The 18,485-nt window shown below is 73.2% G+C and carries 17 protein-coding genes; 7 read left to right on the top strand and 10 right to left on the bottom strand.

The window, feature by feature from the left end:
• Entirely contained in the window at positions 1 to 1,086 is a 1,086-nt protein-coding gene (locus tag ACH5AC_RS15140; RefSeq protein ID WP_398862249.1) for a M12 family metallopeptidase, read from the top strand.
• A gap of 141 nt (positions 1,087 to 1,227) precedes the next feature.
• Entirely contained in the window at positions 1,228 to 1,620 is a 393-nt protein-coding gene (locus ACH5AC_RS15135) for a nuclear transport factor 2 family protein (protein ID WP_398862248.1), read from the top strand.
• Here the strand turns inward: ACH5AC_RS15135 and ACH5AC_RS15130 are convergent.
• Positions 1,595 to 2,719 (bottom strand): methyltransferase domain-containing protein, encoded by a 1,125-nt coding sequence (locus ACH5AC_RS15130; RefSeq protein WP_398862247.1) that lies wholly within the window; start codon positions 2,717 to 2,719, stop codon positions 1,595 to 1,597. The two genes, ACH5AC_RS15135 and ACH5AC_RS15130, sit on opposite strands and share 26 nt — an antisense overlap.
• Positions 2,716 to 3,768, bottom strand: coding sequence for a saccharopine dehydrogenase family protein (locus ACH5AC_RS15125; RefSeq protein ID WP_398862246.1), 1,053 nt, complete (start codon positions 3,766 to 3,768; stop codon positions 2,716 to 2,718). The genes ACH5AC_RS15130 and ACH5AC_RS15125 overlap by 4 nt, the downstream gene beginning before the upstream one ends.
• Positions 3,769 to 3,829: 61 nt before the next feature.
• Between ACH5AC_RS15125 and ACH5AC_RS15120 the strand changes: the two genes are divergently transcribed.
• Positions 3,830 to 4,456 (top strand): TetR/AcrR family transcriptional regulator, encoded by a 627-nt coding sequence (locus ACH5AC_RS15120; protein ID WP_398862245.1) that lies wholly within the window; start codon positions 3,830 to 3,832, stop codon positions 4,454 to 4,456.
• Between the two features lie 18 nt (positions 4,457 to 4,474).
• On the opposite strand, the gene ACH5AC_RS15115 is transcribed toward ACH5AC_RS15120, so the two are convergent.
• Positions 4,475 to 5,353, bottom strand: coding sequence for a PhzF family phenazine biosynthesis isomerase (locus ACH5AC_RS15115; RefSeq protein ID WP_398862244.1), 879 nt, complete (start codon positions 5,351 to 5,353; stop codon positions 4,475 to 4,477).
• Positions 5,354 to 5,447: 94 nt separating this feature from the next.
• On the opposite strand from ACH5AC_RS15115, the gene ACH5AC_RS15110 reads away from it, so the two are divergent.
• The gene (locus ACH5AC_RS15110; protein WP_398862243.1) at positions 5,448 to 6,347 is read left to right on the top strand and encodes a LysR family transcriptional regulator; all 900 of its coding nucleotides are present in this window, start codon (positions 5,448 to 5,450) and stop codon (positions 6,345 to 6,347) included.
• Here the strand turns inward: ACH5AC_RS15110 and ACH5AC_RS15105 are convergent.
• Positions 6,291 to 7,142: a sigma factor-like helix-turn-helix DNA-binding protein gene (locus ACH5AC_RS15105; RefSeq protein WP_398862242.1), complete on the bottom strand. Its 852-nt coding sequence runs from the start codon at positions 7,140 to 7,142 to the stop codon at positions 6,291 to 6,293. The genes ACH5AC_RS15110 and ACH5AC_RS15105 overlap by 57 nt on opposite strands.
• Before the next feature lie 96 nt (positions 7,143 to 7,238).
• On the opposite strand from ACH5AC_RS15105, the gene katG reads away from it, so the two are divergent.
• On the top strand, positions 7,239 to 9,428 hold the full coding sequence (katG, locus tag ACH5AC_RS15100) for a catalase/peroxidase HPI (RefSeq protein WP_398862241.1): 2,190 nt from the start codon (positions 7,239 to 7,241) through the stop codon (positions 9,426 to 9,428).
• An 83-nt stretch (positions 9,429 to 9,511) separates the two neighbouring features.
• Here katG and ACH5AC_RS15095 read toward each other — a convergent pair whose 3' ends face one another.
• The 3 genes from ACH5AC_RS15095 to lnt all read right to left on the bottom strand — a co-directional run bounded on the left by ACH5AC_RS15095 (position 9,512) and on the right by lnt (position 12,888).
• On the bottom strand, positions 9,512 to 10,606 hold the full coding sequence (locus tag ACH5AC_RS15095; protein ID WP_398862240.1) for a magnesium and cobalt transport protein CorA: 1,095 nt from the start codon (positions 10,604 to 10,606) through the stop codon (positions 9,512 to 9,514).
• Between the two features lie 123 nt (positions 10,607 to 10,729).
• On the bottom strand, positions 10,730 to 11,209 hold the full coding sequence (locus tag ACH5AC_RS15090) for an NUDIX hydrolase (protein WP_398862239.1): 480 nt from the start codon (positions 11,207 to 11,209) through the stop codon (positions 10,730 to 10,732).
• 68 nt (positions 11,210 to 11,277) lie between these two features.
• Positions 11,278 to 12,888, bottom strand: a complete 1,611-nt coding sequence (gene lnt, locus ACH5AC_RS15085) for an apolipoprotein N-acyltransferase (RefSeq protein WP_398862238.1) — start codon at positions 12,886 to 12,888, stop codon at positions 11,278 to 11,280.
• Positions 12,889 to 13,149: 261 nt separating this feature from the next.
• Between lnt and ACH5AC_RS15080 the strand changes: the two genes are divergently transcribed.
• Positions 13,150 to 14,241: an O-antigen ligase family protein gene (locus ACH5AC_RS15080; RefSeq protein WP_398862237.1), complete on the top strand. Its 1,092-nt coding sequence runs from the start codon at positions 13,150 to 13,152 to the stop codon at positions 14,239 to 14,241.
• Between the two features lie 68 nt (positions 14,242 to 14,309).
• On the opposite strand, the gene ACH5AC_RS15075 is transcribed toward ACH5AC_RS15080, so the two are convergent.
• Entirely contained in the window at positions 14,310 to 14,864 is a 555-nt protein-coding gene (locus ACH5AC_RS15075) for a hypothetical protein (protein WP_398862236.1), read from the bottom strand.
• Positions 14,865 to 14,942: 78 nt separating this feature from the next.
• Entirely contained in the window at positions 14,943 to 15,728 is a 786-nt protein-coding gene (locus ACH5AC_RS15070; protein ID WP_398862235.1) for a glutamate racemase, read from the bottom strand.
• Positions 15,729 to 15,767: 39 nt separating this feature from the next.
• Here ACH5AC_RS15070 and ACH5AC_RS15065 point away from each other — a divergent pair, with 39 nt between their 5' ends.
• Positions 15,768 to 16,979, top strand: a complete 1,212-nt coding sequence (locus tag ACH5AC_RS15065; RefSeq protein WP_398862234.1) for a glycosyltransferase — start codon at positions 15,768 to 15,770, stop codon at positions 16,977 to 16,979.
• 12 nt (positions 16,980 to 16,991) lie between these two features.
• Here the strand turns inward: ACH5AC_RS15065 and ACH5AC_RS15060 are convergent, their stop codons facing one another.
• Complete coding sequence (locus ACH5AC_RS15060; RefSeq protein WP_398862233.1) at positions 16,992 to 18,272, bottom strand: TerD family protein; 1,281 nt, start codon at positions 18,270 to 18,272, stop codon at positions 16,992 to 16,994.
• Between the last annotated feature and the right edge of the window lie 213 nt (positions 18,273 to 18,485).

Raw genomic sequence — 18,485 nt, 5'->3', positions numbered from 1 at the left:
ATGACCGCCCGCTACTGCTCCCTGGCGCAGCAGCCGGTGCCCGCCTTCGCCGCGGGGCTGGCCGCCGAGCGGCTGGGCGCGCTCAGGAGCGGGCGGCGGATGTGGGTCAACGGCACGGTCCTGCACTACTGGTTCTTCGACGACGAGAGCGACGGGTCGGTCATCGCGGTGCCGGGGGGCGCCGGGACCCGGTGGGTCTCGTGGGTGGGCGGCGAGGAACAGCGAGACGTGGTGCGGGACTGTTTCCGCCAGTGGCAGGACCTCGGGATCGGCGTGACCTTCACCGAGGTCGGCGAGCGCTCGGAGGCGGAGCTGCGCATCGGCTTCCAGCAGGGCGACGGCTCCTGGTCGTCGGTCGGCCGGGACGCGCTGCTGGCCGGGCTGAACGAGCGTACGACGAACTTCGGCTGGGACCTGACCGCGCCCGGGGAGCGCGCGACGGCACTGCACCAGATCGGGCATGTGCTCGGCATGCGGCACGAGCACCAGAGCCCGTACGCGGGGATCCACTGGGACGACGAGGCCGTGTACGCGGAGCTGGCGGGTCCGCCCAACCACTGGAGCCGGGAGCGGACTTACCACAACGTGCTGCGCAAGCTGGATCCCGCCGAGGTCAACGGGTCCGTGTGGGATCCGCAGTCGGTCATGGAGTATCCGTTCGGCGCGGGGCTGATCCTGGAGCCCGAGCAGTTCCGCGGGGGGATTCATCCGACGGGCGAACTCTCCGTCCAGGACAAGGAGTTCGTGCTGCGCTGGTATCCCCCGGCGGCCGCGCCGCGATTGCCCGTGCTGCTGCCGTTCCGTTCGGTGCCGCTGTCCCTGGGCCCCGGCGAGCAGGCGGACTTCGCCGTGGAGCCGCCGGAGACCCGCGAGTACACGATCGGCACGTTCGGGGCGAGCGACTGCGTGGTCGTCGCCTTCGAGGAGCGGGACGGCGAACCCCGCTTCCTCGTCGGCCAGGACGACGCAGGCACCCCGCACAACGCCGCGCTCAGGGCCCGTCTGGTCAAGGGCCGCCGCTATGTCCTCCGCGTACGGCTGTACTCCGGGTGGGGGTCCGGAGAGACGGCCGTCATGTGCTGGTGAAACCGACGACCACAGTCCTGCGCCGGGGGACAGACCGGGCGGCGTCACCTTCGGGGGAGGGTGACGCCGCTCGGTCGCTATACTCGCACCCACACCTATTCAAATAATTGAGTAGGTCTGAGGATGCGAGAGAGGGGCCCCATGCACCCGTTCCGCAAGGTCGTCGAAGCCGGGGACCACGCCGCGCTGGAGGAGCTGCTGGCCGACGACGTGGTCTTCACCAGCCCGGTCGCCTTCAGGCCGTACCCCGGCAAGGCGATCACCGCCGCGATCCTGCGTGCCGTGTCGCGTGTCTTCGAGGACTTCACGTACGTGCGTGAGTTCGCCGGGCCGGACGGCCGCGACCATGCCTTCGTGTTCACCGCCACCGTGGGCGGCAAGCAGATCCAGGGCTGCGACTTCCTGCACTTCGACGAGAAGGGGAAGATCGACGACTTCCAGGTCATGGTCCGCCCCCTCTCGGCGGCACAGGCGCTGTCCGAGGCGATGGGCGCCCAGTTCGAGCGGATCAGCAGGGAGGCGGCTGGGGGCTGACCCGGCCGAGCGCCAGCAGATAGGGGACGTCCAGGGCGAGCGTGCCGTCGGTCGCGCGGTTGTGCGTGTCGAACAGCGCGGCCAGGTCGGCCCGGGCGCGTTCCCAGCGGCCGAGGGCCCGGAGGGCTGACCGGTGGGCGCGCAGTGGGCCGGGCTTGTTCTCGAAGACGGTGACGGCGTGCTCGACGGAGGGGTAGGTGACCCGGACGTACGCGGTCCGGGTGCGTACGGTCACCGGGAGCGGCGCGAACAAGCCCTGGACATACGGGGAGTCGCCCCAGCGGGTCGGGGGCGGCGCTCCCGTCGGTGGCCGGTCCAGGTGCCGCGTCACGGTGGGTGCGATACGGCCCATCACCCCGTCGGGCGTCCAGGAGGCGACGGCCACGATCCCTCCGGGGCGGCAGACCCGGACCAGTTCGGCGGCGGCCGTGTGCGGGTCGGGGGCGAACATCACGCCGAAGGTGGACAGAACGGCGTCGAAGAAGTCCGCGGCGAACGGCAGGGCCAGCGCGTCGCCGACGACGAAGCGTGCCGTAGCGGCAACTCCCGCCTCCCGGGCACGCCCCCGCGCCTCCCGCAACAGCACCGGCTCACGGTCCAGCCCCGTGACCAAGGCCCCGGCCCGAGCGGCGGCAAGCGCCGCGGGTCCGGTACCGGTGGCCACGTCGAGAACGCGCGGGGCGGGCGTGCCGCGCACTTCGGCGACGGCCACGCGCGGAACCGGCCCGGCGGCGGGCGACGGCCGGGATTCGGCCTGGGCCGCGCCGACGGCCGGGTCAAGCGCCCCAGCCGAGGGGTCTGTGGCCGCATCGCACAACCCCGATCCCGGTCCGGCCGCAGCCACAGGGCGGGATTCGGCGAGGGCCGAGCGACGGGGCACCCTGGCGGCAGGCACGCCGCGAAGCTCAGGCCCGACCACCCGCGGCGCCGACCCGACAGCAGGCACGCCGCGAAGCTCGGGCCGGACCATCCGCGGTTCCGAGCCGGTGGCAGGTGTGCCGCGCAGCTCGGCCAGGGTCAGCTCGGTCACCTCGTGTGCGGCGTGGGCCCAGGCGTCTCCGGCGGCCGCGTAGTCGCCGCCGGTCCAGCGGCCGCTCACCGGGCCGGGCTCCGATCGGGGCGATGCAGTGCGACGCCGTGGTCGGCCGCCAGGGTCTCCGGCAGGCCGGCGAGGGTCGGCAGCTGTTCGATGTGGTGGACGCCGGCGGGCGGTGTGCCGGTGAGCAGGTCGCGGGTGACGTACGCGGCGACCAGGCCGGTGACCCGGCTCTGCCCCTGTCCGGTGAGCGCGTAGGCCGCGTGGCGGTCGCCGCGCCGGGCGTCGGCACGCACCGCGAAGCCGTCGGCGCCCAGGTGGACCCGGCGGAAGACGCCGGTGAGCGTCCGCTGTACGCCCGGTCGGCGGGCGGCGCGCAGCAGCCCGGTGCGGCGCAGGGCGAAGAGCGTGGCGGTCAGCGGCCGGGAGTCCAGGCACAGCCGGGTGGTCACCTCCGGGACGCCGAGCGTGCCCGGCAGGGTGTGCTGGTCGGAGAAGGGGAAGGGGTGGGCGGCCCGGGTGCCGTACCCGGGCAGTTCGGTCCGCAGCGGGCGCGCCGTGACCGGCTCGGCCAGGTGCTCGACCGTCCAGCGCACCGCGTCCCCGCCGTGCCGCTCCCCGGAGCCGAGCAGCACCGTGAGGTCGAGGCGGTCCGCGCCGCCGACGGCCTCGTGGGCGCGGTGGGCGAGCAGGTTGGTCAGCCCGGGCGCGACACCGACGCTGAGCACGCCCGTGGCACCCGCGGAGCAAGCCGTGTCGTGCAGGGCGGCCACGGCGGCCAGCTGCCGCGGAGTGGCGCCGATGTCGACGAGATGGATGCCGCGCTCCAGGCAGATCCGTGCGATGCCGGCGTCCGGGGGCTCGACGCACAGCACCACCACGGCCACGTCCGCGAGTCCGTCCAGCACCCGCCGGAACCCGTCGGGGTCGGTCACGTCGACCCGTACGCCGCCCTGCCGACGCGCCCGCGCCTCGTCCCGCCCGCCGGGTACGACCCGGCCGCCCGGGAACCACTCGGCCAGACGGGCCGTCACCACCGCGCCGACCGCCCCGTATCCACCGACGACCAGGATCCGGCCCCCGGCCGCTCCACCCGATTTCACTGTAGTCATGCTCCAATGATTAACACTGTAGTCTCACTACAGTCAAAGCCCGCCGGACCGAGGAGACACCGTGGCAGCCCCCCTGACCCGGGCCGAGAAGGCCCGCCGCACCCGACGGCGGATGCTGGACGCGGCCGCCGGGCTGTTCGCCGAGCGCGGCTGGGCGGGTACGACCGTCGAGGACATCGCCCGCACCGCCGAAGTCGGCGTGCAGACCGTGTACTTCACCTTCGGGAACAAGCGCGCCCTGTTGAAGGAGCTGCTCGACACGGCGATCGCCGGGGACCTGGACCCGGTCGCGACCCTGGACCGCCCCTGGGCCCGCGAGGTCCTCGACGAGCCCCACCCCGCCGCACAGCTCGCCCGCCAGGCCGCCGGCGCCCGCCGCATCCTGGAGCGGGCCGCGCCGGTCCTGGAGGTGGTGCGCGGCGCGGCGACGGCCGACCCGGAGCTGGCCGAGCTCTGGCGGAACAACCAGGAGCAGCGCCACACCGTCCAGCTCCGCTTCGCCGAGGCGCTGACCGCCAAGGCCGGCGGCGCGCTGCGGGACGGCCACGACTCCGCGTCCGCCGCGGACATCGCGCTGACGGTCCTCGGCCCGGAGACCTACGGCCTGCTGGTCACCGCCCGGGGCTGGTCCCCGGCCCGCTGGGAGCGCTGGGCGGCGGACGCACTCGTACGCCAGTTGCTGCCGTGAACCGCGCGGGCGCTCAGCTCACTCGGAGTCGGCGATGGGCTGCGCCCGACCGGTGACCCGCACCCGCGGGTCCGCCGGGTCGATGTCGACGAGGAGGTCGCTCGGGCGGCCCATGTCCTCACCCTGCCGGACGACGACCGTCATCGGCTCCGCCACCAGGCCGAGCGTGCGCAGGTAGCCGCCGAGGGCGGCCGCGGCCGCGCCCGTCGCCGGGTCCTCCACCACGCCGCCGACCGGGAACGGGTCACGGGCATGGAACCGCTCGGCGGACTCGCGCCACACCAGCTGGACGGTGGTCCAGCCGTGGCGTCGCATCACCTCGGCGAGGGCGTCGAAGTCGTAGGCGAGTTCCGCCAGCCGGGCGCGGGTGGCGGCCGCCAGGACCAGGTGGTCGTTCCCGCCGAAGGCGACGTGCGGCGGCAGCGCGGGATCCAGGTCCCCGCTCCCCCAGCCCAGCGCGGCGAGCGCGGCGTCCAGTTCCTCCGGCGTGGCCGGCCGGGAGCGGGTGGGCACGCTGGTGAGCGTGGCCCGCACCGCGCCGTCGGTGTCGGCGACCGTCGACACCGGGACCTCTCCCACCGGGGTGTCGAAGACGAACTCGCCCGGCCCGATCCGCTCCGCGAGCGCCACCGCCGTCGCCACCGTGGCGTGACCGCAGAACGGCACCTCGGCGAGCGGGCTGAAGTAGCGCACCCGGAAGCGGCCCCGGGCGTCGTCCCGGGCCACCACGAACGCCGACTCGGAGTAGCCCACCTCGGCGGCGACGCCCAGCATCACCGTGTCGTCGAGGGCGGCGGCGTCCAGGACGACACCGGCCGGGTTGCCCCCCTCGGAACCGGAGGCGGCGGGGGTGAAGGCGGAGTAGCGCAGGACGTCGAGGCTGGTTTCGAGGTTCATGCCCCTTACGCTGCCACCCCACAGCCATTCAGGGAAATGATAATTCATGAAGATCACGATCGAGGAATCCGATCGCTCCGGCTAGAGTCGGACCGTGGACACCCGACTCCTGCGCACCTTCGCCACGCTCGCCCGCACCGGGAACTTCACCACCACCGCCGCCGAACTGCATCTCGCCCAGTCCACCGTCACCGTCCAGGTCCGGACGCTGGAGAAGGAGCTGGGAGCGCGACTCTTCGACCGGCTGCCGCGCGGCGCGGTGCTCACCGACACCGGCCGGCGGCTGCTCACGGACGCCGAGGCGGTCCTGGAGGCGGAGGCACGGCTGCGGGCCACCGCCACGGCGAGCGGCGGCGGACCGGTCACCGGCCGGGTGGTGCTCGGCGCCGGCGAGACGCTGTGCTCGGCACGGCTGCCCGGCGTGGTCGCCGCGCTGCGCCGCACCCACCCCGAGGTGGAGATCCACCTCCACCCCGCCGGCACCGCCGACGCCGTCGAGGGGCTGCGCTCCGGCCGGCTGGACCTCGCCCTGCTGCTGGAGGAGCGCGCCGAGTACGCCGACCTCGGCGCGGAACTCCTGGCCGCCGAGCCCCTGGCCCTGGTCGCCGCCCCCGGCCATCCGCTGACGGCGGGGGACGGCTCCCCCGTCGGCTGGGAGGAGCTCGCCCGGGAACACTTCTTCCTGCACGAACAGGGCTGCTCCTACAGCGACCGCCTCGCCCGGGACCTGCTCGCGGTGGCCGGCGTACGGCCGCGGCTGACCCGGTTCGGCAGCATCGAGGCCGCCCGCTCCTGTGTGGCGGCCGGGCTGGGCCTGACCCTGCTGCCGCGCGTCACCGTGCAGGACGCCCTGCGCGACGGCCGCCTGGCGGAGGTCCCGGGTCCCCGCTTCCCGGACGTCCCGGTCCAGCTCGTACGCCTGCGCCGGCGCTGGCAGTCACCGGCCGCGCACGCCGTCGCCGCCGAGCTGACCCGCCGGTTCGCCGCCGTCTGACGGCACACCGGGTGCCGTCCAGGGGCGGAGCTTGTCGGGGTTGCGTACGGCACAGATGCGCCGGATGCGGTCGCCGTCGACGTCGAACGCCATCACCGCCGTGGTGGCGCCGTCCTGCTGCGCCACCAGTCCGGGCTGGGCGTTGACCGTGCGCTCCACGATCACCAGGTCGGGTGCCACGGCGGCGATGTCGATCAGGTGGCGTGCGATCCGCTCCGCGCCCTCGATCGGGTGGTGCACGGCTGCGACCAGGCCACCGCCGCCCCCGACCGCGGTGGCGTCGGGGTCGAGGAGGCCGATGAGAGCGCCGATGTCCCGGGCCTCCCAGGCCCGTTCGAACTCCCTGACGAGGCCCGCCCGATGGGCCGCCGGCGGGGAGGGGGCCCGTGAGGCACGGATTCGGCGGCGGGCCGAGCAGGCCAGCCGGCGGCAGGCCGCCGGGCTGCGGCCGACGATCTCGGCGACCTCGGCGAAGGGATGGCGGAAGACGTCGTGCAGGACGAACGCGACACGTTCGGCCGGGGTCATGGCTTCGAGTACGACGAGGAAGGCCATGCTGATCGACTTGTCGAGGGTGACGCGGTCGGCCGGATCGACGGAGGCGTCAACCGGCCGCCCGGTGATCTCCTCGCCCGCTTCCGGCACCGGCTCGGGGACCCATTCGCCGACGTACCGCTCACGCCGGGCCCGCGCCGAGCCCAGCTGGGTCAGGCAGATCCGGCTGGCGACGGTGGTCAGCCAGCCGCCGACCGACTCGACGGCCTCCTGCCGCTCGCGGGACCGGCCGCTCGGCATGTGAGGCGGCCGCCCGCTCTGCGTGTTCCGTGGCAGTGCCGCATCGCGGTGCGCGACCATACGGACAGAACCACCTGAACAGGAAGAAGGACGGTTATGTCCGGCAGTGAGAGCGAGAACCCTGTAATCCCCTCCCCGACCCCCACGCCGACCCGGCCCAGGACGAACCGGGACTGGTGGCCGAATCAGCTGGACCTTCAGGTTCTCCACCAGCATTCGTCCCGGTCGAATCCGATGGACGAGGACTTCGACTACGCGAAGGAGTTCGCGACGCTCGATGTCGACGCACTGAAGCGGGACGTCTTCGAGGTGATGACGACGTCCCAGGACTGGTGGCCCGCCGACTACGGTCACTACGGTCCGCTCTTCATCCGGATGAGCTGGCACGCGGCGGGAACGTACCGGATCGCGGACGGCCGAGGCGGTGGCGGCTCCGGCGCGCAGCGCTTCGCCCCGCTCAACAGCTGGCCGGACAACGCGAGCCTCGACAAGGCCCGCCGTCTGCTGTGGCCGGTCAAGCAGAAGTACGGCCGGAAGATCTCCTGGGCCGACCTGCTGGTCTTCGCCGGCAATTGCGCCCTGGAATCCATGGGGTTCAAGACGTTCGGGTTCGGCTTCGGGCGGGAGGACATCTGGGAACCGGAGGAGATCTTCTGGGGTCCGGAGGACACCTGGCTCGGGGACGAGCGCTACAGCGGCGACCGGGAACTCGCCGTTCCTTTCGGCGCTGTGCAGATGGGACTGATCTACGTCAATCCCGAGGGCCCCAACGGCAATCCGGACCCGATGGCGGCCGCCCGGGACATTCGCGAGACATTCGGACGCATGGCGATGAATGACGAGGAGACCGTCGCGCTCATCGTCGGCGGCCACACCTTCGGCAAATGCCATGGCGCGGTCGACGCCAGCTATATCGGCCCGGAACCCGAGGGTGCCCCCATCGAGCAGCAGGCCCTCGGCTGGCGGAACACATACGGCAGCGGCAAGGGCGCCGACACCCTCACCAGTGGACTGGAGGGCGCCTGGACCACCGAGCCGATCAGGTGGGACAACGGCTACCTGGACAACCTGTTCCGGTACGACTGGGAGCTGACGACGAGCCCCGCCGGCGCCAAGCAGTGGACCCCCACGGATCCCTCGGCCAGGGACACCGTGCCCGACGCCCACGATCCGTCGAAGCGGCACGCCCCGATGATGCTGACGACGGATCTCGCACTGAAGCTGGATCCGGTCTACGGGCCGATCGCGAGGACCTTCCACGAGAACCCGGACCAGCTCGCCCTGGCGTTCGCCAAGGCGTGGTTCAAGCTGCTGCACCGCGACATGGGGCCCGTCTCGCGTTACCTCGGCCCGTGGATTCCCGAGCCGCAGCTGTGGCAGGACCCGGTGCCCGAGGTCGACCACCCCCTCGTCAAGGACGCGCACATCGCCGCCCTCAAGGACCGGATCCTCGCCTCCGGCCCGTCCATCTCCCAGCTGGTCACCACCGCCTGGGCGTCCGCGGCGAGCTTCCGCGGCACCGACAAGCGGGGCGGAGCGAACGGGGCGCGGATCCGGCTCGCACCGCAGAAGGACTGGGAGGTCAACGACGTCCCCGAGGTGGCTGAGGTGCTGGAGACGCTGGAGCGGATCCGGCAGGACTTCGACCGTTCACAGACCGACGGGACGAAGATCTCGCTCGCCGACCTGATCGTCCTCGGCGGGTGCGCGGCCGTCGAGCGGGCCGCGCGGAACGCCGGGCACGACATCAGGGTGCCGTTCGCGCCGGGGCGCACGGACGCCTCGCAGGAGCAGACCGATGTGCAGTCGTTCGCCGTGCTCGAACCCAGGGCGGACGGTTTCCGCAACTACCTCCGGGCGGGCGAGAAACTGTCGCCGGAGACCCTGCTGCTGGACCGCGCCAACCTGCTGACCCTGACCGCTCCCGAGATGACGGCCCTGATCGGCGGCATGCGGGCCCTGAACACCGGCTTCAGGGGTTCCCGGCACGGCGTCCTCACGGACCGGCCGGAGACCCTGACCAACGACTTCTTCGTCAACCTGCTCGACATGAGCACGGAGTGGAGGGCGTCGGCCTCGGACGAGAACGTCTTCGAAGGCCGGGACCGCACCACGGGCCGGACCAAGTGGACCGCCACCGCCGTCGACCTCGTCTTCGGCTCGCACTCCCAACTCCGCGCCGTCTCGGAGGTCTACGCCTCCCAGGACGCGCCGGAAAAGTTCGTGCGTGACTTCGTGACCGCCTGGGACAAGGTCATGAACCTCGACCGGTTCGACCTCTCCTGAAACGCCGCCCGACGGTCGGCCGCACACCGGCCGACCGTCGGGCGGCTGCTACCGCGGCATGTGGCGTGGAACGAACGGAAGGTTCACAGCCAGCCGTTGCGCTTGAAGCCGCGGTGGAGGACGAAGCAGGCGACGGCGATGACACCGAGGACGAGTGGGTAGCCGAACCTCCAGCCCAGTTCCGGCATGTGCTGGAAGTTCATGCCGTAGACGCCGCACACCATGGTGGGTACGGCGATGATGGCGGCCCAGGAGGTGATCTTGCGGGCGTCCTCGTTCTGGGCGACGGTCACCTGCGCCAGGTGCGCCTGCAGGATGGAGTCGACCAGCGTGTCGCAGGCGGTGATCTGCTCGGTGACGCGGGCGAGATGGTCGGCGACGTCCCGGAAGTACGCCTGTATCTCCGGTTCGACGGCCCGCAGGGGCCGTATGGAGAGCATCTCCAGGGGCCGGCCGAGCGGAAGCGCCGCCCGTTTCAGTTCCAGCAGTTCACGCTTGAGCTGGTAGATGCGGCCGGTGTCCGTGCTCGGGGAGCGGGAGGCGAACACCTCGCTCTCGACCTCGTCAAGGTCGGCCTGGACGGCGTCGGTGACGGTCAGATAGTCGTCGACGACCTGGTCGGCGATGGCGTGCAGCACCGCGGAGGGCCCCTTGGCCAACTGCTCGGGCCGGGTCTCCACGTCCTCGCGCAGCGGACCGAGCGAGCCATGGCGACCGTGCCGGACGGTGACGACGAAATCGGGCCCGGTGAAGACCATGATCTCGCCGGTGTCGAGCACCTCGCTGGTCACGGCCGGCTGCTCGCGGTCGACGTACGCGACGGTCTTGAACACGGCGAACAGGACATCGCCGTAACTCTCCAGCTTGGGCCGCTGATGCGCGTGCACGGCGTCCTCGACGGCCAGCGGATGCAGCCCGAACAACTCGGCGACCTCGGCGAACTCCCGCTCGCCGGGCTCGTGCAGGCCCAGCCAGACAAAGCCGTCGCCCTGCCGGCGGACCCGGCGGACCGCCTCCTCGACGGTGTCGCTGACGGACTGTCGGACGCCATCCCGGTAGACCACACAGTTCACCACCGCGGACCCGAGCGGCGAGCGGGCCGGGTGACTGAGGTCGACCCGCTGCCGGCTCCGCCGCTTCAAACGGGCCACTTTGCGCAGGTTGCCGACCATCGACATACGGGACTCTCCTTCACCGGGTCCGGACAGTCTGCCAGGAACACCTGGCCGCGAGCGGACACGGCTTCCCTCCACGAAGTCGCCGGCCACAGCTCGGTCTCCGGGCGGATCCTTCCGCCGAGGTCAGCCGGCAGTCATGGGGTCGAACCATGTGGGTGCGTCGGACATGGCCTGCTTGATGCGGAACCGTCCGTACTCGTTGAGCTCCGGCAGGGCGTCCACCTCGAACCAGCCCACCGCCAGCGACTCGTCGTCGTTGACCTTGGCCTCGCCGCCGACGGCCCGGCAGCGGAAGGTGATGTCCATGAACTGGCAGACGTCGCCGTTGTCGTAGGTGAGCGGGTTCAGCGCCTGGACGAGGACCACCCGCTCGGCGACGCACCGCACCGCCGTCTCCTCGTAGACCTCCCGCACCGCGCAGGCCGCGGGCTGTTCGCCGGGCTCCGGGATGCCACCGATCACCGCCCACTCGCGGGTGTCGGAGCGGCGGCCCAGCAGCACTCTGCCCTCGTCGTCGAAGACGACGGCGGTGACGCCGGGGAGCCAGAGGAGCTGGTTGCCGACGGAAACCCTGAGGGTGCTGATGAATTCGGGAGTTGCCATGGCACCGACCCTAACGGGCCGGTACCGCCCTCTCCGGCCTGCTCCCCCGGCGTACAGCGGGCGTACGGCTACAGGTCACCGGCGCGCCGCCCGCGCACACCCGCCCCGATCGCCCAGCCCAGACCGCCCGCGGCGACCAGCACCAGGGCGATCTCGGGCAGGATGCCCAGCCGGGTGGCGGGCGTCTCGGAGGAGCGCAGCGGCACCTTCTCGACCAGGTGACCGGCGACGAACATGCCGGTCTTCTGGCTGATCGTCCCGTCGGGCCGGATGATCGCGCTGACACCACTGGTCACCGGCACGGTGACGGTCCGGCTGTGCTCCACGGCGCGCACCCGCGACATGGCGAGCTGCTGGTAGGTCATCTCGCTGCGGCCGAAGGTGGCGTTGTTGCTCGGCACCGAGATCAGCTGGGCGCCGTGGGTGACGGTGTCGCGCACGGCCCAGTCGAATGCGGCCTCGTAGCAGGTGGCGAGGCCGACCTTGGTGCCGTCGATGGCGAACACGCCGGGCTCGCCGCCCCGGCTGAAGTCCTGGCGGACCATCGAGGTCCAGTCGTCGTTGATCGCGCCGACGAGGGAGCGCATCGGGAGGTACTCGCCGAAGGGCTGGACCTGACGCTTGTCGTAGGTCTGGGTGGGGCCCTTCACCGGGTCCCACAGGATCTGCTCGTTGTACAGCTTGCCGTCCCGCTCGACGACGCCGCCGACCGAGATGGGCGCGCCGATCGCCTTCGCGGCGTGGTCGATGACGGCGTAGGCGTCGGCGTTGGCGAAGGGGTCGATGTCGGAGGAGTTCTCCGGCCACAGCACGAAGTCGGGCCGGTCGGCCTTGCCGGCCTCGACCTCGGCGGCCAGCCGCTCCGTCTCACGCGCGTGGTGGTCGAGCACGGCCCGGCGCTGGGCGTTGAAGTCCAGGCCGAGGCGGGGGACGTTGCCCTGGATGACGGCGACGGTGGCGGTGCCTGCCTGGGCCCTGTCGCTGACCAGGGGGCGGGCGGCCACGGCGGCGCCGACGGGCACGGCCACGCTCAGCAGGGCGACCGCGGCGGCCGTCCGGCGCACCTCGCGCGCGCGGCGCCTCTCCAGCGCCAGCCGGACGACGTCGTAGAGGCCGAAGCCGCACAGCACGACCGCGAAACCGAGTACCGGGGTGCCGCCGAGCGCCGCGAGCGGCAGGAAGACGCCGTCCGCCTGGCCGAAGGCGATCTTGCCCCAGGGAAAGCCGCCCACGGGTACGCGCGCGCGTGCCGCCTCGCCTGCGATCCACAGGGCGGCCGCCCACACCGGCCAGGCCGGCAGCTTCGACACCGCGGCGACGCCCGCGCCGACCAGCCCGACGAAGAGCGCCTCGACGACCACCAGTGCGAGCCAGGGTCCGGGTCCGACCTCGACGCCGGTCCACACCAGCAGCGGCAGCAGGAAGCCGAGGCCGAAGAGGTAGCCGAGACCGAGGGCCGCCTTCCAGGTCCGGTCGCGCAGGACCCAGCCCAGGACGGCGAAGGCCGGCAGGGCGAGCCACCACAGGGTGCGCGGCGGGAAGCTGACGTAGAGGAGCACTCCGGAGAGCGCTGCGGCGGCGGCCGGGACCAGGCGCCGGAGCCGCGCGATGCGCGACACGCGCGCGTTTCGGGGCTCCAACTGGTCCGACTGGCCGACGGGCGTTGCGGTGACGGTCACTCCGGGAGTGTACGGCGGGTGACCGCACGGCCGACAGGACGGTCCGATCATCGAGGCGTCGGCGACCGCCCCGCCCGGCCCTCCGCGAGACGCATCGTTCCTGCACAACCCGCCCCGAAGCATCCACAAACCGCCCATGAGCCGTTACGGTGTGCCCGAGTCCTGTCGGCACGGCCGTACCCCGGTCGGGCGTCGGGACCGCGACAGGTCGGGGGCGACCGGGTGTGAGGGGACGGGGTGGGGTCCACGGGTTCCACGGGGATGACGTCCGCGGTCGACGCGAACGCGGACGGTGAGAGACGAAACGTTTCCGACGCGGTCGGTACGGCGATCCTGGGTGCCTGTGCCGGCTGGGCGCTGATCGCCGCCGCCGCGCGCGGCGGCCGCCCCGAGGGGGTGCTGCTGGCGGTGCTGGCCGTCGCCGCCGGCTATGCCGCGGGGCGGATCTTCGGCGCGTTGCTGCCGGTGGCGGCGCCCTGCGCGGCGGCGCTGGCCGGGCTCGCGCTGACGGTGGCGGGGCCGCGGCCCGGCCCGGGTCCGGAGATCGTCGCGCCGCTTGGTCACGCCGGTGCCACGGCCGCCGTACTGACGCTGGCGGCAGGCGCCGCGTGCTGCGCCGCGTGGGCCACCGACGCGCCGTTCCTGCGGCTCGCGCTGCGCTTCCTGGCGGCCGGGGCGGCCGTGACAGGGGCACTGCTGGGCTCGACCGTCGCGGTCGCCGGGTGCGCCGCCGTCCTGCTGGCCTCGCTCGCCGCGGGCCGCATACGCCGACGCGGGCTCGGGGTCGCCGGGCTTGCCGTGGCCGCCGGTACGGCGACGGGGCTGACCTGGGCGGTCGGCCGCGGTGTCCTGCCCGGCGGGCTCGGCACGTGGCTCACCGACCAGCTGACGCCCCACCGTGTCGCCCTGTGGCGGGACGCCGTGGACCTTGCACGGGGGGACCCCGCGCTGGGCGTGGGCCCCGGGCGCTTCGGGGAGCTGAGCGCCACCGCGGCCGGCTCGACGCTGTCGGACGGCAAGCCGCACTCGGCGCCGCTGCAGCTGGCCGCCGAGCAGGGCGTCGTCGGGGTGTCGCTGCTGGCGGCGGCCTTCTGCTGGGTGCTGTTCGCGCTGTGGCGCTCGCCGCGCCCCACGCCGGTCGCACTCACGGCGGGCGCGGCGCTGACCGGGCTCGCGGCCGTCGCGGCGGTCGGCAACGCGCTGAGCTTCACCACCGTCTCGGTCGGCGCGGGCCTCCTGGCGGGCCTGGCCACGGCCCGCCCGCTGACACAGACGCAACCGCTGCCGACGGAGACGGCGGGGGTGGTGCCATACGGGAAGGACCATGACGTACGTCAGCGGCCCGCGGCCTGACGTGTCGCCGCGCGGGGGCTCGGGGGGGGCGGATCGCGCTCCCGCGGGCTCGGGCCCTGGTGAGGCTGTCAGTGGGCCGTGCCGCGTGTGGTCGGGGTGGTGGGGGTCAGGCGGTTGCGGATGGCTCGTACGGCTGCTTCCGCGTCGTCCACGGTGATCGTGAACGAGTGCCCGTCCCACAGCCGCAGCACCACGCCCTCGCCGCGCCGTACGACCACGGCGGTGCCCTGGTGGGGTCGCCAGCGGTAGCCCCAGCCGCCCCAGTGGCGGGGGGTGACGTGCGGGTCGAAGTCGGCGTCGGCGACGAGGGCCAGCGGGATGCGGCGGCGCGGCACGCCCATGTGGCCGCAGCGCACCTCCACGGAGTCCTTGTCCAGCCTCAGGTCGACGTGGACGAAGGCGAGGGTGCCGAAGATCACGAGCAGTCCGGCGGCGATGCAGCCGACGACGGCCATGACGAGGGGGGCGACGCCGTTGCTCCACGGGGAATCCACGGCCAACTCGATGCCGAGCGCCATGAAGGCCGCCCCGGCGAGCGCCAGCACCCACTGGAACCGGTTGGTGGCGCGTCCGGTCCAGATGTCAGGATGCGGGGACTGCTTGCCGTCGGGGAGCTCCCTCATGCCTATGAGGTTACTCAGATTTCGCTGCGCGGGGACCGCGTCGCACACAGTCACTGGGCCGGCCGAGCGGCCGGGCGGTTACGAGGCGGGGCTCACCGTCTGGAGCAGCCGACCCTCGGCGTACGAGAGGGCGGGCGCGGGAAGGGCCCCCTCGCGACCGCTGAGCAGGACCGTCACGCCGCCGGAGGCAGGAGCGTCCGGCGCGGGCCGGGCTCCGATGCGGCGCAGGGCCTGGGCGGCCACGGCGCCGGCCGAGCCGAGCAGGGCGGGCGCCGGGGTGCCGGGCCGGTGCACGGCGGCGCGGATGCGCTCGGCGACCAGCTCGTAATGGGTGCAGCCCAGGACGACGGTCCTTACATCCTCCGGCGTGAGCGCGGCGGCCGCGGCGACCGCGGTGTCGATGGCCGTCTCGTCCGCGCGCTCCACGGCCTCCGCGAGGCCCCAGCAGGGCACCTCGGTGACCTTCACGCCGTCGGCGAAGTCCTCGATCAGTCCGCGCTGGTAGGGGCTGCCGGTGGTGGCGGGCGTGGCCCAGATCGCGACGGGGCCGCCGCCGGCCGCCGCCGGCTTGATCGCCGGGACGGTGCCGATGACGGGCAGGCCCGGTTCGAGGCGGGCGCGCAGGGCGGGCAGGGCGTGCACGGTGGCGGTGTTGCAGCCGACGATCAGGGCGTCGGGCCGCAGCGCGGCGGCCGCCTCGGCGACGGCCACGGCGCGCCCGGTCAGGTCCTGCGGGGTGCGCGGCCCCCAGGGCATGCCGTCGGGGTCGAGGGAGAGCACCAGATCGGCGTCGGGCCGCAGACGCCGTACCGCGGCGGTGGCCGCCAGCAGCCCGATTCCTGAGTCCATGAGCGCGATCTTCACCCGGCCACGATAGACGATGGGCGCCGGCGGGCCGGTCGGGTGGGGCAGACTGCGCGGGTGAGCGCCAACGTGTGGATCGCCGCCGTGTCTGCCGTATCTCTCGCCGCCTGGCTGTGGCTGCTGCTCGGTCAGGGCTTCTTCTGGCGCACGGACGTCCGGCTGCCGCCCGGCCGGGATCCGGACCGCTGGCCGTCCGTGGCGGTCGTCGTGCCCGCGCGCGACGAGGCCGCGGTACTCCCGGCGAGTCTGCCGTCGCTGCTCACTCAGGACTATCCGGGGCGGGCGGAGGTCTTCCTGGTCGACGACGGCAGCTCCGACGGCACCGGGGAGCTGGCGCGCACGCTGTCAGCGGCTTGTCGGCGTTACGGCGGGCTGCCGCTGACCGTGGACTCGCCGGGCGAGCCGCCGGCCGGGTGGACCGGCAAGCTGTGGGCGGTGCGGCACGGCATCGCGCTGGCACGCGCGCGTGAGCCCGAGTACCTCCTCCTCACGGACGCCGACATCGCGCACGCGCCGGACAGCCTGCGCGCCCTGGTCGCGGCCGCGCGCACCGGCGGCTTCGACGTCGTGTCGCAGATGGCGCGGCTGCGGGTGGAGAGCCTGTGGGAGCGGCTGGTCGTACCGGCCTTCGTCTACTTCTTCGCGCAGCTGTACCCGTTCCGGTGGATCGGGCGGAAGGGGGGCCGGACGGCGGCCGCGGCGGGCGGCTGTGTGCTGATCCGCGCCGAGGCCGCCGGGCGGGCCCGGATCCCGGACGCCATCCGGCACGCCGTCATCGACGACGTGGCGCTCGCCCGGGCCGTGAAGGGCGATGGCGGACACATCTGGCTCGGTCTGGCCGAGCGCGTGGACAGCGTGCGCCCGTACCCGCGGCTGCGCGACCTGTGGCGGATGGTCTCCCGCAGCGCCTACGCCCAGTTGCGGCACAACCCGCTGGTGCTGGCCGGCACGGTGCTGGGTCTCGCTCTGGTGTACCTGGTGCCGCCGCTCGCCCTCGTCGTCGGCCTCACCCTCGGCCCTACGGCGACGGCGGTGCTCGGCGCTCTGGCGTGGCTGGTGATGACGGGGACGTACGTGCCGATGCTCCGCCACTACCGTCAGCCGCTGTGGCTCGCCCCGCTGCTGCCGTTCACCGCCTTCCTCTATCTCCTGATGACGGTGGACTCGGCGGTGCAGCACTACCGGGGGCGCGGCGCGGCCTGGAAGGGCCGCACCTACGCCCGTCCGGACGCGGTGGCCGACGAGGGCTGAGCGGGGACGGCGTTACTTACGGCCGGGCGTCCAGTTCATGCCCCAGCCGTAGACCTGGTCGACCGTGCGCTGCGGGCTCACCCCGCGCTCGGGGACCAGATAGCGGGCCTCGCGCTGGACGACGAGGTCGCCGCCCTGGTTGGTGATCAGGGCGAGCGCGCACACGGTCGACGGGACGGTGCACTCGTCCAGGGAGAAGTCGATCGGGGCGCCGTGCTGCGGGCTCAGGGTGACGGTGGCGTGCAGGTCGGCGAAGGAGCGCGCGCCCTCGTAGATGGTGACGAAGACGAGGATGCGCCGGAAGGCGTCCCGGTGGTCGAGGTTGACGGTGAGGTTCTCGCCGCTGGCGACCGCGCCGGTGCGGTCGTCGCCGTCGAGGTGGATGTACGGCGGCTGGTGCAGGGCACCGAACGCGTTGCCGAGGGCCTGGACGACGCCCTTGCGGCCGTCCGCGAGTTCGAAGAGGGCGCACAGGTCGAGGTCGAGGTCGTTGTGGTGGGCGACCGCCCGGCCGAGTTTGCTGCCCCAGCCGGAGAACTGTTTGCGCACCTGCCAGTTGAGGTTGACGCGCAGGGCGCCGGAGGTGCCGCCCTGTTTGGTCAGGGACACCGACGGGGCGGCCTTGGTGAGCGTCACCTTCGTCAGCCGTACGGGCGCGGCGGGCGGCGGGGTCGGCGGCGCCGGCGGGGTGATGGTGGCGTGCGTGGGCGGGGGCACGGTGACCGGCGGGGACGGAGGCGCGGCGGGCGCCGGCGGCGCCGTGTGCTGCGGCTCGTCCACCGTGATGCCGAAGTCGGTGGCCAGCCCCTCCAGCCCGCTGTCGTACCCCTGCCCGACGGCGCGGAACTTCCAGGCGCCCTGGCGCCGGTAGAACTCCCCGAGCACGAACGCCGTCTCGGTGCCCGCGCCGGTGCTGTCGAACCGGGCGACCACGCCGCCCTGTGCCGCGTCCCGCACCTCGATGTAGAGGCCGGGCACCTGGCCGAAGGTCCCGCCGTCGGTGGAGGCCGCCAGGACGACCGTCTCGATCGGGCCCTCCACACGCGCGAGGTCGACGACGAGGCTGTCGGTCACCTGGCCGGCGCTGTCGCGCTTGCCCTCGTGGCGGACGGCGCCCGAGGAGTGCGTGGGCTGGTTGTAGAAGACGAAGTCCGCGTCGGAGCGCACCTTGCGGCCCGCCAGCAGCAGCGCCGAGGCGTCCGCGTCGGGCACGCCCGGTCCGGACCGCCAGCCCACTTCGACCCGCAGGGCCGTGGTCGGCACCGGCGTGTTCGCGCCCTTCGACATTGACATGTCCGCCCCCATCATGTGTCGGCGTGCCCGGCCGTGGGCCCCGGCGGCCCGTCCGGCCTCTCGGTTCATTCCACGGTCAACCTATTCCGCAACCGGGCCCACGCCCATCGGCGGGGCGCCCCGTTATGTTTTTCGCGGTCCTGCAAGAGGGCCGCTGGCCTCCGGGCCCGGCATGACTTTTGCCCCCTGTCGAACGGATGACCTGGGGGGTGG

Source organism: Streptomyces sp. NPDC018693 (assembly GCF_044391385.1).
Taxonomy (GTDB): domain Bacteria; phylum Actinomycetota; class Actinomycetes; order Streptomycetales; family Streptomycetaceae; genus Streptomyces.
This window is presented reverse-complemented; position numbering and strand designations above follow the sequence as displayed.

Excerpts from the sequence above, each read along its gene's own strand:
- ACH5AC_RS15095 (WP_398862240.1), bottom strand. The coding sequence starts at position 10,606 with ATGTCGATGGTCGGCAACCTGCGCAAAGTGGCCCGTTTGAAGCGGCGG.
- ACH5AC_RS15115 (WP_398862244.1), bottom strand. The coding sequence starts at position 5,353 with ATGAACCTCGAAACCAGCCTCGACGTCCTGCGCTACTCCGCCTTCACC.
- ACH5AC_RS15140 (WP_398862249.1), top strand. The coding sequence starts at position 1 with ATGACCGCCCGCTACTGCTCCCTGGCGCAGCAGCCGGTGCCCGCCTTC.
- ACH5AC_RS15125 (WP_398862246.1), bottom strand. The coding sequence starts at position 3,768 with ATGACTACAGTGAAATCGGGTGGAGCGGCCGGGGGCCGGATCCTGGTC.
- ACH5AC_RS15080 (WP_398862237.1), top strand. The coding sequence starts at position 13,150 with ATGACGTCCGCGGTCGACGCGAACGCGGACGGTGAGAGACGAAACGTT.
- ACH5AC_RS15090 (WP_398862239.1), bottom strand. The coding sequence starts at position 11,209 with ATGGCAACTCCCGAATTCATCAGCACCCTCAGGGTTTCCGTCGGCAAC.
- ACH5AC_RS15135 (WP_398862248.1), top strand. The coding sequence starts at position 1,228 with ATGCACCCGTTCCGCAAGGTCGTCGAAGCCGGGGACCACGCCGCGCTG.
- ACH5AC_RS15075 (WP_398862236.1), bottom strand. The coding sequence starts at position 14,864 with ATGAGGGAGCTCCCCGACGGCAAGCAGTCCCCGCATCCTGACATCTGG.
- ACH5AC_RS15105 (WP_398862242.1), bottom strand. The coding sequence starts at position 7,142 with ATGCCGAGCGGCCGGTCCCGCGAGCGGCAGGAGGCCGTCGAGTCGGTC.
- ACH5AC_RS15060 (WP_398862233.1), bottom strand. The coding sequence starts at position 18,272 with ATGTCAATGTCGAAGGGCGCGAACACGCCGGTGCCGACCACGGCCCTG.
- katG (WP_398862241.1), top strand. The coding sequence starts at position 7,239 with ATGTCCGGCAGTGAGAGCGAGAACCCTGTAATCCCCTCCCCGACCCCC.